Origin of the sequence: Ahrensia kielensis DSM 5890 (assembly GCF_000374465.1) — a bacterium.
GTDB classification, from domain to species: domain Bacteria; phylum Pseudomonadota; class Alphaproteobacteria; order Rhizobiales; family Rhizobiaceae; genus Ahrensia; species Ahrensia kielensis.
The window spans coordinates 368200-383547 of sequence record NZ_KB894530.1 but is presented as its reverse complement, the minus strand read 5'-3'; the positions used below and the strand labels follow the sequence as shown (position 1 = coordinate 383547).

The 15348-nt window shown below is 47.2% G+C and carries 17 protein-coding genes; 10 read left to right on the top strand and 7 right to left on the bottom strand.

What is annotated here, in order from left to right; translation table 11 throughout:
* Position 1 precedes the first annotated feature (1 nt).
* Together C504_RS0111265 and C504_RS0111260 are read right to left on the bottom strand one after the other, a co-directional pair.
* Positions 2 to 775, bottom strand: a complete 774-nt coding sequence (locus C504_RS0111265) for an MOSC domain-containing protein (protein ID WP_018689447.1) — start codon at positions 773 to 775, stop codon at positions 2 to 4.
* 113 nt (positions 776 to 888) lie between these two features.
* Positions 889 to 1305: an MAPEG family protein gene (locus tag C504_RS0111260; RefSeq protein WP_018689446.1), complete on the bottom strand. Its 417-nt coding sequence runs from the start codon at positions 1303 to 1305 to the stop codon at positions 889 to 891.
* 159 nt (positions 1306 to 1464) lie between these two features.
* On the opposite strand from C504_RS0111260, the gene sbmA reads away from it, so the two are divergent.
* The 9 genes from sbmA (at position 1465) to C504_RS0111215 (ending at position 9217) form a co-directional block, all read left to right on the top strand.
* Positions 1465 to 2733: a peptide antibiotic transporter SbmA gene (gene sbmA, locus C504_RS0111255; RefSeq protein WP_026317416.1), complete on the top strand. Its 1269-nt coding sequence runs from the start codon at positions 1465 to 1467 to the stop codon at positions 2731 to 2733.
* 172 nt (positions 2734 to 2905) lie between these two features.
* Positions 2906 to 3577: a tetratricopeptide repeat protein gene (locus C504_RS0111250; RefSeq protein ID WP_018689444.1), complete on the top strand. Its 672-nt coding sequence runs from the start codon at positions 2906 to 2908 to the stop codon at positions 3575 to 3577.
* Positions 3574 to 5001, top strand: a complete 1428-nt coding sequence (gene der, locus C504_RS0111245; RefSeq protein WP_018689443.1) for a ribosome biogenesis GTPase Der — start codon at positions 3574 to 3576, stop codon at positions 4999 to 5001. Before C504_RS0111250 ends, der begins: the two co-directional genes overlap by 4 nt.
* A gap of 180 nt (positions 5002 to 5181) precedes the next feature.
* Positions 5182 to 6351, top strand: coding sequence for a cell wall hydrolase (locus C504_RS0111240; RefSeq protein ID WP_018689442.1), 1170 nt, complete (start codon positions 5182 to 5184; stop codon positions 6349 to 6351).
* A gap of 254 nt (positions 6352 to 6605) precedes the next feature.
* Entirely contained in the window at positions 6606 to 6971 is a 366-nt protein-coding gene (locus C504_RS0111235) for an AtpZ/AtpI family protein (RefSeq protein ID WP_018689441.1), read from the top strand.
* Between the two features lie 17 nt (positions 6972 to 6988).
* Positions 6989 to 7741: a F0F1 ATP synthase subunit A gene (locus tag C504_RS0111230; RefSeq protein ID WP_026317415.1), complete on the top strand. Its 753-nt coding sequence runs from the start codon at positions 6989 to 6991 to the stop codon at positions 7739 to 7741.
* A gap of 68 nt (positions 7742 to 7809) precedes the next feature.
* Complete coding sequence (locus tag C504_RS0111225) at positions 7810 to 8034, top strand: F0F1 ATP synthase subunit C (RefSeq protein ID WP_018689439.1); 225 nt, start codon at positions 7810 to 7812, stop codon at positions 8032 to 8034.
* Positions 8035 to 8177: 143 nt separating this feature from the next.
* Complete coding sequence (locus C504_RS0111220) at positions 8178 to 8726, top strand: F0F1 ATP synthase subunit B (RefSeq protein ID WP_018689438.1); 549 nt, start codon at positions 8178 to 8180, stop codon at positions 8724 to 8726.
* Positions 8727 to 8737: 11 nt separating this feature from the next.
* Entirely contained in the window at positions 8738 to 9217 is a 480-nt protein-coding gene (locus C504_RS0111215; protein ID WP_018689437.1) for a F0F1 ATP synthase subunit B, read from the top strand.
* Positions 9218 to 9291: 74 nt separating this feature from the next.
* Here the strand turns inward: C504_RS0111215 and C504_RS0111210 are convergent, their stop codons facing one another.
* Both C504_RS0111210 and C504_RS0111205 read right to left on the bottom strand, forming a co-directional pair.
* Entirely contained in the window at positions 9292 to 10011 is a 720-nt protein-coding gene (locus tag C504_RS0111210) for a ribonuclease HII (protein ID WP_018689436.1), read from the bottom strand.
* Between the two features lie 178 nt (positions 10012 to 10189).
* A complete protein-coding gene (locus C504_RS0111205; protein ID WP_018689435.1) occupies positions 10190 to 11368 on the bottom strand; it encodes a PA0069 family radical SAM protein in 1179 nt (392 codons plus the stop codon).
* Positions 11369 to 11489: 121 nt separating this feature from the next.
* On the opposite strand from C504_RS0111205, the gene C504_RS0111200 reads away from it, so the two are divergent.
* Positions 11490 to 11999: a glycosyltransferase family protein gene (locus C504_RS0111200; protein WP_026317413.1), complete on the top strand. Its 510-nt coding sequence runs from the start codon at positions 11490 to 11492 to the stop codon at positions 11997 to 11999.
* Between the two features lies 1 nt (position 12000).
* Here C504_RS0111200 and moaB read toward each other — a convergent pair whose 3' ends face one another.
* From moaB to C504_RS17735, 3 genes are read right to left on the bottom strand one after another with little or no spacing between them, the layout of a single operon-like run.
* Complete coding sequence (moaB, locus tag C504_RS0111195) at positions 12001 to 12558, bottom strand: molybdenum cofactor biosynthesis protein B (RefSeq protein WP_018689433.1); 558 nt, start codon at positions 12556 to 12558, stop codon at positions 12001 to 12003.
* A 9-nt stretch (positions 12559 to 12567) separates the two neighbouring features.
* On the bottom strand, positions 12568 to 13455 hold the full coding sequence (locus C504_RS0111190) for a 4-(cytidine 5'-diphospho)-2-C-methyl-D-erythritol kinase (protein WP_018689432.1): 888 nt from the start codon (positions 13453 to 13455) through the stop codon (positions 12568 to 12570).
* Between the two features lie 5 nt (positions 13456 to 13460).
* Positions 13461 to 15275, bottom strand: a complete 1815-nt coding sequence (locus C504_RS17735; protein ID WP_018689431.1) for a tetratricopeptide repeat protein — start codon at positions 15273 to 15275, stop codon at positions 13461 to 13463.
* Between the last annotated feature and the right edge of the window lie 73 nt (positions 15276 to 15348).

The window sequence follows — 15348 nt, the reverse complement described above, 5'->3', positions numbered from 1 at the left end:
CTTAAATTGAGCTTACTTCATCACCGATTTTGATGTCACCGCCGACCAAAACTTCTGCATAAATGCCCATATCGCGGTGGCCAAAATGCTCCTCAATGAGCGCGGGTACATCCATGTCTCGCTCCGCTGTTTGAAGGTTCACCTGTGTTGCCGGACAACGCACTATTCTTTTTAGAACACGCAATTTCACGCCATTGATTTCAATGTCACGGCCGAGCATTTTGAGTTCGCTAAACGGTTCCCATCCATCAATGAGCAAATTGCCGCGAAAACGGTGCGGGTCGACATCACGGCCAACCGCATCAGACAATGCGCGAACCGATGCCAGATTAATAATGGAAATTGCGTGCATATATTGCGGTGAGGTCACGCAAACATCGGTAAAGCGCAAATCGCCGCCATTAATAAAGTTGGGTGTTTTGTCCGCCTCAAGGCCAACGACTGTCGATAGGAATTGAGATGCTTCACTCATGCCTTGATCGGTAGAGCAGTCAAATACGTGCTCTTCTTTTCCATCCTGAATGAAAAGCGCTTTTGTTTCGGTATCAAAACGCGTGTTTAGCCGCGCAAGCGCAGCATCGCGCGCAAGCACCAAAAACTTGCTCTTTGGCATTGGTCTTGGGCTGGCAGGGTCCATGCCGCTGTCATGGCGAGCAAAAGCAAAAGCGCGATCAAGTAGAAAGCCGCGCGATTGTTCCAACGCAACCACCTCAAGCGATTGTCCTGAAAGGCCTTTAATCGGGTAGGTGATCATTTCTTTAATGACAGCGTTCATCAGGCTACTTTCTCAAATTCTCCAACGATAATATCAGCTATCAAAACAACTGGTAATGCCAACAGAATTTTTGTCACCGAACCATTTTAGTTAAGCGTCGCCCGATAAGCACATCAGCCAAAGAGGGCCCATATGCCGTGCACGAATAGTCCGGCAAACAGAACCAGCATTGAAATCAAGGCAACGCCAAAGCCAATCATTCTGGTTTTGAAAGGAGCATCTTCCATAATAAAGTGATGGGCATGAATGGCACGGCCAATTGTAAAGACTATTCCCAAAAAATGGATTGCAATTAAAGGCATGCCGATTAGTGCGCCCACAGTCAGTCCGATCAAGAAAATAGGGATGTTTTCGGCGGCATTAGCATGACCGCGCATAATGCGCTCTAAATGTTGGTTGCCACCATTACCAATCGAAATTTTAAGCTTTCGGCGTAATGTGCCTGTTGAGTTTGCAATCCAAACAAGAATGAAAAAGTTAAGCGCGACATAAATGCCGACTGCGCCAAGATTTGCCTGAATATGTTCCATATGATGATCTGCCTTAAAGGGTTTGTTTTTGCACGATAACGTGATGCGCGGGGTGTTTAGAATTTTTTCCTGTTCATTTATGTACAATGCCATAAAAACTACAATGTCGTTCGTCACGTCAGATAATTATAAACATAATAATTGAGAGTACTTCATTCCGTGTTCAAATCGTTCTTCCCGTCGCCGAAGTTGTTTTTTTCATCTTTTATAGTGTGGTGCGCAGTATCAGTTTTGGCTTGGTACGGAGGGGGAGCAGAACTTGGTGCTGGTATATTTGGTGCGAGCGACCCTGAAGCTGCTCCGGTCATCGGGCTTGGGCATTTTATTACACCTGAATTCCTTTGGTTTTATATATTCTTTATCGTGTTTGCGGGCATTTTTATCGCCTTTTGGCATTTTAAAGAGAAACATCCTTGGGAAATCTGGTCTGTAACAGGCTCGGCGGTGTTGTTATTTGTGACTTACTTCAATGTTCAAGTTTCAGTCGCAATTAACAATTGGCGTAGACCGTTCTTTGATGCTGTTCAAAATGCATTGAGTGATAGTTCGACAACCACTGCTTCGGATTTGTTCACCTATATTTGGATCTTCGTGCAACTGGCTTTCTTATTCATCTCCGTAATCGTTGTGTTCAGGTTTTTCGTCAGCCATTGGATTTTCCGTTGGCGTACAGCGATGAACAACTATTATCTTGAGCGTTGGAAGCAGGTTCGTCACATTGAGGGCGCATCACAGCGTGTTCAAGAAGATACAATGCGCTTTGCCTCGATTATGGAGGGGCTTGGTGTTTCTGCGGTTGATGCCGTCATGACGTTGATTGCCTTCTTGCCTATCCTTTGGGGGTTGTCTGAATACGTACCGGAAATTCCATTCTTTGGTGCCGTGCCTCAAGCGCTTGTTTGGGCGGCAATCCTATGGTCCATTTTTGGTACTGTTCTACTTGCTGTTACGGGCATTCGCTTGCCGGGACTTGAATTTAAAAATCAACGCGTTGAAGCAGCTTTCCGTAAAGAACTAGTCTATGGCGAAGACGACTTTGATCGTGCAGAGCTGCCGAAAATGATTGATTTATTTAATGATGTTCGCCGGAATTATTTTAGGCTTTATCTTGAATATATGTATTTCAACGTATTCCGTTTTGCTTATATTCAAGCCGATAATATCTTCGCCATGTTGCTACTTATTCCAAGTATTATCGCTGGCGCAGCTATTGGCTTCACCTTCGGTGTTATGCAGCAGGTTTTGACTGCATTTAGTCAGGTTTCAAGTTCATTCCAATATTTGGTGAATTCATGGCCAACAGTCGTCGACCTGCTTTCTATTCATAAGCGGTTGAAAGCATTTGAAGCCGCCATTGATAATGAAGATCTGCCAGATATCGATAAAGAATGGCTACAGAAAAATAGCGAAGCTGATAACGCCGTTTAACGCCCAATAGGTTCGTAAATCACTGCCCGAGCTATTAATATTAGCTTGGGCAGTCGCTTTTAACCTTATAGAAGGTGTTCAAAATCGCTTTATTCACGCTTGAAAGCGATACCCCCTTACATTTCGACGCATTTATCGCTAAACGCAGGCGATATTATTCAAAGGTGTACTGATGTCTGACGACAGTTTTATTCGCGAAGTCGAGGAAGAGCTACGCTCTGATCGCCTCAAATCATTTTGGGATCGTTTTGGCACATTCATCATTGGTGCCGCTGTTTTGCTTGTTGTAGCAACGGCAGCTACGCGGTTTTATGATTATTACACATCAAGCAAGGCAAATGAGTCTGGAGACCGTTTTCTGGTCGCGCTTAATCTTGCCAATGACGGAAAATCCGAAGAGGCACTAACTGCACTTCAGGGCTTGGAAAAGGATGGCTTTGGTCAATATCCTGTTCTTGCTCGTATGCGTGCTGCCACTGTTCTTGCCAATGATGGTAAGGTCGATGAAGCTGTTGGCATGTTCGATGCTGTTGCCGCAGATAGTTCGGTGCCGGTTGCCATTCGCGATATTGCAAAACTGCGAGCAGGCTACGCACTTGTTGATACTGCTGAATATGAAGAGGTTGCAAAGCGCGTTGAAGTGCTTTCGTCAACCGAGAACACATTGCGTCATGCAGCGCGTGAAGCAATGGGGCTTGCAGCATGGCGTGCAGAGAAATTTGCAGACGCCCAAACATTTTTCAGCGACATAATAAACGATGAGCAATCGCCAAGCGGCGTTGCACAGCGTGCTCGCATAATGCTCGAACTTATCACCGCGAGCGGCAAGGTTGTAGAAGGATGAGTTTCGCCGTTGCCATTGTCGGGCGCCCCAATGTCGGCAAATCGACTTTATTCAACCGTCTTGTTGGCCAAAAAATTGCCATCGTGGATGATCAACCGGGTGTAACGCGTGACCGCAGACGTCATGATGCGCGCCTGTATGATTTGAAATTTGAAGTCATTGATACGGCAGGCCTTGAAGAAGGTGCTGCCGAGACAATGTCGGGCCGGATGAGAATCCAAACACTGACGGCAGTTGAAGAAGCCGACATGGTGCTCTTTTTGGTCGATGCCAAATGGGGCCTAACTTCAGACGATAAAACTTTTGCCGATATTTTGCGCCGTGCAAACAAGCCGGTCGTGCTGGTCGCGAATAAATCTGAATCGAAGGATTCGGATGCGGGTTATTATGAAGCGTTTCGTCTTGGTTTAGGCGAGCCTGTTCCGATTTCTGCTGAGCACGGCGAAGGCATGACTGATCTGCGTCAAGCAATCGTTGAAGCTGTTGGCGAGGATGTTGCCTATGCTGAAGGGGGCAAGACCTTCGAAGCACGCGTTAACGTCACTGTTCATGATGATGAATTTGAAGACGATGAGACTGAGCCAGAATATGATGATAGCAAACCAATGCAAATCGCTATTGTTGGTCGTCCGAATGCTGGCAAGTCGACACTCATCAATCAGATGGTGCAAGAAGAGCGCCTTCTAACAGGTCCAGAAGCGGGTATTACCCGTGATAGTATTTCTGTTGACTGGGAGTGGGAAGGGCGAAAAATTCGTCTATTCGACACGGCCGGTATGCGCCGTAAGGCGAGAGTTCAGGAAAAGCTGGAAAAAATGTCCGTCGGTGACGGGCTGCGTGCAATTCGCTTTGCGGAAGTTGTCGTGATCGTTTTTGATGCGACCATTCCCTTTGAAAAACAAGATTTGCAGATTGTTGATCTTATTGCGCGTGAGGGCAGGGCACCGGTAATCGCATTTAACAAATGGGATTTGATCGAGAACCGACAGGAAGTGCTGGCAGACTTGCGCGAGAAAACAACGCGCCTTCTACCACAGATACGCGGCCTTCGCGCGGTGCCTATCTCTGGTCAAACGGGTGCGGGCCTCGATATCTTGATGAAAGAGATTGTGGCAACCCACAAAACTTGGAACAAGCGCATTCCTACAGCGAAGCTCAATCGTTGGCTTGAAATGGTGATTGCTCACCATCCACCGCCAGCGGTGCGCGGGCGCCGTTTGAAGTTAAAATATATGACACAGGCCAAAACCCGCCCGCCGGGCTTTGTAATCTCTTGTACGCGTCCAGACGCGGTGCCAGAAAGTTATCAGCGTTATATGGTCAATGCGCTGCGCGAGGATTTTGATATGCCCGGCGTGCCAATCCGCATGATGTTGCGCGGCGGCGATAACCCATTTGCGCATAAAGCAAAACGCAAAAACTAAGCAGTTTATCTCAATTAAATCCCCAGCCCTAGCGTTGGGGATTTTCGTTTCTGCTGTGTATTTTACCGATTTAGGTGCGATGATTAACAAATCCTCACCGCGTCATTAACCGGACATCAAGGTTAATGCTTCATTCTCCAATATAGTTAACAGCGTTTTGAGTTTCTGTCTGGAGTATGAGTGTTGCGTAATTTGCGTTTGAATGCCGGTCGCCGAGTTGTGACACGGCTTGCCGCACCGGTGTTTTTTGCCACAGCTTTTTTTATAGCTAATCCAAGTCCAATTGCCTTGCAGGATATGTCGAGTTTGATCTCGGGAGGCGAATCTTCTGTTGATCGCTGGAAGGTCACAATGCTGCGCTCATCATCAGGTTCAACCCATCAGGCTGAGATGCCGTTCGGGGTTGATCCTACGGTAACGGGATCTGTCGGTGTACGTACTAAAAATCTCGGGCATATAACTCTCAACGCTGCCAAAACGGTTTTGCCAGATACTCCAGATGAAATGCGTATCAACTCAAAAGGTAAATCAGGGCGGGTTGCTGCCGTTACGCCTGTCGCACCGCCAAAAGATTTCTCTGCCGGATCAGTTTTTCAACGCCAAAGCAATCTTTTGCGTCCTGCGGTTGATGGCACAGTTAAAATGACTTTTGCTAAGCCTGACATTAAGGGTGAAGAAATAAAGATAGCTAAGACATTTTTTAAAACCCAGCCCAAAGTGGCGGACCCTGGTGTTCCTAAAATGCTTGCAAGCCTCGTTACAAACGATAATGCAGATATTTTAGCGACAGCCTACGCGCCCGCAAAGCCGGATTTCTCTGCACAATCACCGTTTGATAGCTTGCTCAATAGTGACAAAGAGAAGCGGGGCCGTTTTATCCCGCCAATCGGTAAAAATGATCATGCTTGGGCAAGGCAGGCTTTGCCTGCATATGCTTTTTCTAAAAAAGAGCAGACGTGCCTTGCGGAGGGCATTTATTTTGAAGCGCGCGGCGAGCCTGTTTCTGGTCAAGCAGCCGTAGCACAGGTTATTCTAAACCGCGTGCGTAACCCTGCATATCCAAAGACAATTTGCGGCGTTGTTTATCAAAACAAAACTTGGCGCAACCGTTGCCAGTTCTCTTTTGCATGCGACGGCATCCGCGATCGCATCAATTCACCGACTTCATGGAAGACAGCACAAGACGTTGCAATTGCTGTTTCAGCTGGAAAAATTTGGTTTAAAGAAGTTGGCTCATCCACGCATTATCACGCAACTTACGTAAACCCACGTTGGGCGCGCCACATGAAACGAGTCGGTAAGATTGGCTTGCACATCTTCTATCGCACCTATGGTGGTGGTTGGAGCTAATATAGGCGGAATCAGCCAAACCTAGTTGTGATCGCATAAACTTCATCTGCGACCTTTTGCTAAGAGCCTTATAAGTCTTTGTATTTAAAGTCTTATAAGGCTTTTTCTATTCCTCTTAAACTGCCTTGACTAGCAGGGGGTGCGAAACTATGTTGCCGCCAAATTCAAAAGGGCTTTCTAGCAACGAATGAACATACACCACACAGCAGCGAGCAATGTGTTATGCTGCGTGATAATGAGGTTTGTGAGGTGCAATGACTGGCTCTGATGATAACAATCTGAACGATAGGCGCGCCAATCTGGATGCTGCCCTTGCCAAAAAAGTTGGTGAGAAAAAAGGTCAGGTTGATACGGACAATGAACGTGATAGTGCCGGTTGGGGCGCAGCTGTTAAAATCTCGAGTGAATTCATCAGCGGGGTTTTGGTTGGTGCCGGAATCGGTTACTTGATCGACAAAATTGCAGGAACAAGTCCTTGGGGACTTATCGTGTTCTTGTTACTTGGCTTTGCAGCCGGGACTTTTAATGTAATGCGGGCTTCTGGCAACTTTGCCGAGCCTGAAAGCCGGATGCCCGACAAGGTGTCTGATAAAGATAAACCAGATGCCGATAGGCAATAAAATTTAGGGTGACTGAAGTGGCAAACGATCCGACCGCACAGTTCGTGACGAATAAAATCATACCGTTGGAGAATGTTGGCGGTCTTGATCTATCGTTCACAAATTCATCTCTGGCCATGGTTGGTACTGTCGCACTTGCATCTTCATTTCTATATTTTGCGACAGCAAAACGTGGTCTAATTCCTTCACGCGGGCAATCAATTGCTGAATCGGCTTATGAGTTTGTCGCCTCTATGTTGCGCGATGCTGCTGGAACTGAAGGCATGCGGTTCTTCCCGTTTGTTTTCTCACTGTTCATGTTCATTCTGGTCGCCAATCTTTTGGGCATGTTCCCATATTTCTTCACGGTCACAGCTCAAATCATTGTAACATTCGCCTTGTCGATGCTCGTGATGGGCACAGTGGTTGTTTATGGTGTTGCTAAACACGGTGTGAAATTTTTGGGCTTATTCGTGCCAGATGGCATTCCTGGCATATTGATACCGCTTGTTGCCGCTATTGAAGTCATCTCATTCTTGTCACGCCCGATATCACTTTCCATTCGACTGTTTGCGAATATGCTCGCAGGTCACATCACACTCAAAGTGTTCGCTGGCTTTATCGTTTCGATGTCTAGCCTTGGCGCATTTGGTATCGGTGGCGCAATACTGCCATTAGTTATGGTCGTCGCTTTGACCGGTCTGGAATTCCTTGTGTCATTCTTGCAAGCATATGTGTTTGCAGTTCTAACATGCATGTATCTCAATGATGCATTGCATCCGTCACACTAATCGAGGATAGCGGGGCAACCCGTTTAACTGAACTACTAATCTGCATTTACAATCCAAAGGAGCTTAAAATGGAAGCGGAAGCAGCAAAATACATCGGCGCAGGTATCGCATGTCTCGGCATGGCGGGCGCTGCTATGGGTCTTGGTACAATTTTCAGTAGTTTTCTGTCAGGTGCATTGCGCAACCCGTCAGCAGCTGATGGTCAGTTCGGCCGTCTTATTTTCGGCTTTGCGGTAACAGAAGCTTTGGGCATTTTCTCATTGCTTATCGCATTCCTTATCCTCTTCTCGTAATAATACGATAAGAATTGTCTTTGGATTGACTGTCGCTGCACTGTGGCGGCAGTCGTCTTGACAAAAGCGCGGTGACTTTCTTCGCCGAGATTGTGGGCATTCGTCGTGCAATCATCTAATTTTAAGATCTGGGATCGATAGCAATGTTTATCACCGAAGCAATGGCAGCAGGAACGGAAGCTGTAGGAGAGCATGCCGAAAGCGGTATATTCCCGCCATTCGACACTTCTACATTTGCATCGCAGCTTTTTTGGCTTGCGATCACATTCGGCTTTTTCCTCTGGTTCATGTCAAAAGTCATTGTTCCACGTATTGGGAACATTCTTGAAACCCGCCAAGACCGCATTGCGCAGGATTTGGACAAAGCGCGCGAGTTTCGTGATGATGCCGATGCATCTATCGCAGCTTATGAGCAAGAGCTTGCTGAGGCAAAAGCCAAAGCAAATGAAATTGGTCAAATAGCGCGCGAAAAAGCAAACACTGAAGCCAATGCAGAGCGTGCAAAAGTAGAGGCCGAGCTAGGCACTAAACTTTCAGCTGCTGAAGCCCGCATTGCTGACATTCGCGAAAAAGCAATGTCTGAAGTTGGTGGTATCGCTGAAGAAGCAGCATCAGAAATTTTCACACAGCTTATCGGTGGCACTGTCACCAAAGCTGATCTTGCTAAAGCCGTAGCGGCTTCTGGCAAGTAAAGGAGACAGACATGGACGCAACATTTTGGGCACTCGTCGGTCTTATCATCTTTTTTGCTGTTATAGCCTACTTCAAAGTACCGGCTATGATCGCAAAGGGTCTTGATGGTCGTGCGGACAAAATTCGCAATGAACTGGAAGAAGCACGCAAGCTTCGTGAAGAAGCTGAAGGTGTACTCGCAGAATATAAGCGCAAAAGTATTGAAGCTGAAAAAGAAGCAGAAAACGTTGTTGCTGCTGCTAAACGTGAAGCTGACGCAATTGCATCAGAAGCACGCGCTAAGACAGAAGAATATGTTGAGCGCCGTACTCAAATGGCAGAGCAAAAAATCGCTCAGGCTGAAACAGATGCGATCAATGCTGTTCGTTCAACGGCTGTTGATGTTGCGGTTGCTGCAACTGAAAAACTTCTAGCTGAGAAGATGACAGCGAAGTCATCGGGTGATTTGTTCAAGCAATCTATCGCACAGGTTAAATCTGGCTTGAACTAATCAAGCTTTGATAAGAATTTGAAAGCCGCGTTCAGGAAACTGAGCGCGGTTTTTGCATTTTAAGAGAATGAAGATCACGAAAAAACGTCCTTGCGTAATGGCCTAAATGAAAAGCGGTGTATGCGCGTGATACCGCCCTTATTCCCGATCTTAGCCCTGTGCTGGGCTGAACCGTACCCCATATGCTTTTCTAAGCCGTAACCTTCGTTCTCCAGCCCAATCTGCGCCATCATACGGTCACGTGTTACCTTCGCAACAATAGCAGCGGCAGCAATCGTCATGCTGCGACCATCGCCTTTGACGAGTGCTTTGGCTTGCATGTGTGAGGGGAAGTTCGGCGGTATATCGCGCCCATCTGCCAGAACAAAGTCCGGCGCGATGCCCAGCCTCATAATGGAGCGGCGCATTGCCTCTAGGCTTGCTTTGCGAATGTCGGTGCGATCAATTGTTTCGGCAGATATTGATGTGACAGCAACTGAAAGCGCGACATCCATGACGACATCAAAAAGAATGTTACGTTTTGCGATGCTGAGTTTCTTGGAATCATTCAGCCCCTCAATTTGAGCACCAAGAGGCAGAATGACTGCCGCAGCAACGACAGGGCCAGCAAGCGGTCCGCGGCCCGCTTCATCTGTCCCAGCGATAGAATTAAATCCCTGGGCGTGAAGATAGTTTTCGAACTGAAAATCCGGAACAGATTTAGCATCAAATGGAAAATCTGGAAAAGGCGCATTTGCACCTTGTGGTGTTTGGAAAAGGGGCAGAGAGCCGGCATCGCGTTTATTCATCGTCATGATGATTTGGCATGACAACCAGCTCTCTGCAAGTGTTCAGTCAATGTAATCACTTGAAACCAGTGGATTGGGATAATCAAGCATCGGCGACGAGGTGGGGGCATCGCAGATAACGAAGACTGAACAACGACCACACAGCACTCTCCATGGGGAGAAAAATGCTGTGAAGGGTATAAGTCTACAAAAGCTCCAATTGCTCTTGGTCTGGCTTTGGATTGATAAAAAGGTCGGCGTTTAGCTTAAGACGATTTGTATTCATACCAAGGCGCTTGCAAGTCATCTCAACACGCCTCGATATTTGCCAAGCATAAGGTCCCGTACCGCGCATACGTTTGCTCCAGTCAGCGTCATAATCTTTTCCGCCGCGCATAGAGCGAATAAGCGACATCACATGGCGATAACGTTCAGGGTAATGGCGCAGAAGCCATTCCTTAAAGACCGGCGCAACTTCCAAAGGTAGGCGCAGCAAGACATAACCTGCTTCACGCGCACCAGCAGCAAAAGCGCTGTCCAAAATCCGCTCTAATTCATAGTCATTAAGACCTGGAATAATGGGCGCAACCATCACAGATGTCGGAATACCCGCATCTGTTAATTGCTTGATTGCTTCAAGGCGCTTGGATGGCGTCGAACAGCGCGGCTCCATTGTGCGTGCCAAAGTTCGATCAAGCGTGGTGATGGATAAAGCAACTTTAGCAAGTCCCTTCTTTGCCATCCGAGCCAGAATATCGATATCCCGTGTCACAAGTGCAGACTTGGTAACAATGCCGACGGGATGATTATATTTCTCTAACACTTCCAAAATGGAGCGCATGATCAGCCAATCACGTTCAATGGGCTGATAAGGATCTGTGTTCGTGCCGATGGCTATTGGTTTAACCTTATAACCAGGGCGGGTAATTTCGCGTTCAAGCAATTTAGCCGCGTCAGGCTTGGCAAATAGTTTGCTTTCAAAGTCGAGCCCCGCAGACAAGCCTTGATAGGCATGTGTTGGCCGAGAAAAACAATACACACAGCCGTGCTCGCATCCTCGATAAGGATTGATCGACTTATCAAAGGAAATATCAGGCGATGTGTTTTTGGTAATAATGGTGCGCGCGCGCTCAACAGTCACTTCTGTTTTAAAGGGCGGTAGCTCATCAATTGTCTGCCAGCCATCATCAATCTCTGTGCGGGTAAAAGCTTCGAAACGCCCTGTTGGGTTCATCGCAGAACCACGCCCGCGTGAGCGACGCTCATGAACGCGTAAGCTTGCTTCCGCAATCAAGCCATTGGCAAGATTCGTGCCTGCTTCTCCTGCACGGCTAAAAGCGGCATTATCTGCTGATTTGATAGAATCCAGTATTGTGTACTTCATGATTTTTCCAATCGTGAAAGCGATTCTGCTTGTTGATGACTATATTCCTATCACATAAAGAGAACAGAGCAAGAACAAAATGCATTTTGCGTTGCAGCGAAACATGGCTTAAGAAATGCATATGATTACGGTAATTGTGACAGTTGAAGAGAACGGCACCCAGCAACTCGCCAAAACGTTAGAGAACCTTATCTCCTATGCGTTGGAAGGCTTTGTGCAGGAGGTTGTTGTGCTGCATGACGCGCTTGATGATATGACACGTCATTTGGCTGAAGAAGCTGGTTGCAATCTTGTAGAGAACAAGAACTTCCAAGCGGTTTGTTCAGATGCACGCGGTGATTGGCTATTGTTCATGGAGGCCGGAGCAGTGCTTGCGGCTGGCTGGGCCGATATTGTCAGCGCACATGCGAATGCCGACGGTGGTGCGGCATCATTTCAACTTACAGTAAGCAATGCCCGTCCATTTTGGCAAAGATTATTCAAGCCGCGCGTTTTTAAAAGCCCGCTTGCACGTGGTTTATTAATATCGAAGCGGCAAGCACGTGCCAATTTCAAATCTCAGGCAACGGCCGTTGAACTGATGCGCGGTCTTGCGGTCAAACGGTTACGCGCCAAAATAATACGAGCCTAATTTATGCGGATTTATTGCCGCCCCGTTTAAGGTGTTCATCTAAGCGTGGCATGATCTCTACGAAGTTACACGGCATATGCCTGTAGTCGAGTTGCCGGTTCAAAATGCCGTCCCAAGCATCTTTACAAGCGCCGGGGGAGCCGGGCAAAACAAACACGAAGGTTTGGTTGATTAAGCCAGCTGTAGCGCGTGACTGAATGGTCGATGTGCCAATTTTTTCCGCTGATAATTGGTGAAAAAGAACAGAAAATCCATCCATGCGTTTTTCAAATAATGGCTCAAGCGATTCAGGCGTAACATCACGGCCCGTAAAGCCTGTGCCGCCGGTTGTTATCACCACATCAATGTCTGCGCGTTTGGACCATTCGGTAACCTGCTTGGCAATGTCACTGGGTTCATCGCGGCAGATAGCGCGGGCAGCTAATTTGTGGCCTGCTTTTTCAATACGCAAGCTTAGTGTATTGCCAGATTTGTCTTCTTCGATAAGTCGCGTATCAGAAACCGTGAGAACAGCGATGCTGACCGGAATAAACGGGCGGGTCTCATCAATTCTGCTCATGTCAATTTCCTATGATGAAGAAGTCGTTCGTGTTGCTTTAACCCACCATTTAGGTTCGGCATCATTGATTGCTTGAGCGGCAGTTCTTGCAGCAGGTGCACTATCGAAAATACCGAAGCAAGTCGCGCCTGAACCGCTCATGCGCGCTAGAATTGCGCCTTGGCTGTAAAGAAGGTGGAGCGATTTTTGAATATCGGGGCATAGATCGATAGCTGCTTCTTCAAGGTCATTGCGTGTGCGATCTTTTAAAAATGGCACGATTTCTTCTGCATTGTCTGGAAGGTCAAAGATTGCTGGATTATCTTTTGTTTTCAGAGCAGAAAAAACGTCTGGGGTCGATATTTGTTGCCCACAATTGACCAGAACCAGATTGAGTTTTGGAAAGTTTTTCAAAATAGAAACTTTCTCGCCAATGCCTGTGACATGCACTGGTTTTTTTAGCATGCACATCGGAACATCAGCACCCAATTTCTTGGATAGAGCAGCCGGTCCACTATGATCGGGATCAAATGGAACCTTCCAATGCTTGTGCAAAAGCGTAAGGGCAGCCGCAGCATCAGATGAACCACCGCCAAGGCCAGAGGCAATGGGAAGACGTTTTTCAAGGCTAATGTGGACCGCAGGGACCGAAACACCTGCTTTAATGGCACCAAGGCGCACATGGTCACGCGCATTGATAACTAAATTTTCGCCATTAACATCATCTGTAAGATCATGAGCAAAAGGACCACTTACACCAAAACCATCAACAATTGACGTGCTGACGTGGACTGTATCGCAGGCATCAACAGTGCCAGCAAACACAACAAGTGAATCGATCAGATGGTAACCATCTTCACGTTGGCCCGTTACATGCAATGCGAGATTAATCTTCGCGGGTGCATTGAGTAATTGCATGGTTTTTAACCACCATCGGTGGCGCTTGAAGCTTCATTCTTATTGTCCGTTGCAGCTTCAGCATCTTTGGCTAAGCCGTCATCAATACTTTCGGCCACAAACTTTGAAGCATCGCCTTGATGCGCAGCATTAATCTTCTCGATCACGCGCTTCTGGTCGATATCTTCGCCATCCATGCTCAGCACTTGGCTCCATTGATAAACCGCTTCCAGTTTTCGCCCAACACGCCAATAGGCATCGCCTAAATGATCGTTGATAGTTGCATCTCTTGAACGCAAATCAGTCGCCCGTTCCAAAGCCTCAACAGCTTTTTCAAAATCACCAAGACGATAATAGGCCCAACCAAGTGAGTCTGTAATATAGCCATCGCGCGGACGCATCTCGACGGCTTTTTGGATCATTTCCAGGCCTTCATCGAGTTTGATATTCATATCAACCCAAGAATAACCAAGATAATTCAGCACATCGGCTTGATTAGGCGATAGCTCAAGCGCGTGAAGAAAAGTCTTCTCTGCCTCTGGCCATTGCTTCGTGCGTTCAAAGGAAATGCCCAGACGGTAATGCAGCGGCCAAAAACGCGGATCATCAGCATCAAGGTTAGTGAGAGCTTGTTGATAGACTTCAATCGCTTCGTCATATTTCTTTTCTGTCGAAAGAACGCCGCCGAGAGCCATGTAACCGGCATAGTCTAACGGGTTTTCTTTGACCAAGGCTTGGAGTTTCGAGATCGCTTCATCGTTGCGTTTGAGCATTGATAAAGCAAGGCCTTGTTGAAGAGAGGCGGGTCTAAACAGTGCCGAATTCTCTGGTACAGCAGCGTAAAGCGCGATTGCTTTCTCAGTCAGGCTGAGACGTTCTGCAATATCGCCAAGTTCAAAGAATATCTGAGGTTCATTGGGTGTCGCAACGCGTGCCAACTCAAGATAGATCGTTGCAAAAGTCTCTGCGCCCTCTCTGTTGATTGCAGAACCAAGGTTGAGCAGAACTTCTCCAACACCATCAATTGGCGTAGCAACAGATATTGTTTTTGGATTATCTGCGATCGTTTCTTTTAACTGCAGCAATGGCGGATTGTTCGGCGCGATTGCTAAGCCTCGTTCAATCGTGGCACGCGCGCCATCAATATTGCCCTTTGTTGCCTGTTTAACAGCGTAGACTTGTGCAATGCGAAGGTAAGTGAGCGGAGAGGCACTGCCGCCCGTTGCATCATTCATTGCCTCTTCAAAGCGCTTCATCGCGTCATCATCGCGGCCAGCAGCATTTGCAATCAGAGCGCCGTGATACGTTTTGAAAATGTCAAACCAGTCAGGCCCAGCTAGGCCATCGACGGTTTTAAGTGCTGCATCCGTATTGCCTGAACCTTGGGATGCCCATGCGCTCATAATGCCTGTCATAAGGCGCTCAATGTCATTGGCCTGTTTCAAAATCAGCAATGGTTGCGCGTCAGTATAGCGCCCATCGCGAATTGCCTGAATGCCTAAAACGAGACGGGCAATACGTTCTACTTCGATTTGATCTTTAAGTTTTTCAGCAAGCGGAATGGCCTGATCAAATTTACCTGTGTTGATGAGAGCGATCATTAATTCGCGCTGCAAATCAACATTTTCAGGGTCATAATTTAGTGCATCGGCATAGTAGAACGCGGCGGCATCGAAATCATAATTTTGTAACGCTGCACCACCTGCCAAAAATGCTCCGGCAAAAGTAGATGCCGATTTGAGTTCAAGCTCCAAGTTTTCCTGCGCATGCGCAGAGCCAACCAAAAGAGTTGCGCTAAGAAGAGAAGCGGCAAGAGAACTACGCATTGAAAATTGAGCCATTAAACTACCTGATCTGAATCGTTTTTACGAATATAACACGCACAATGGCCAATTTAAGATAAACCCGCAATGG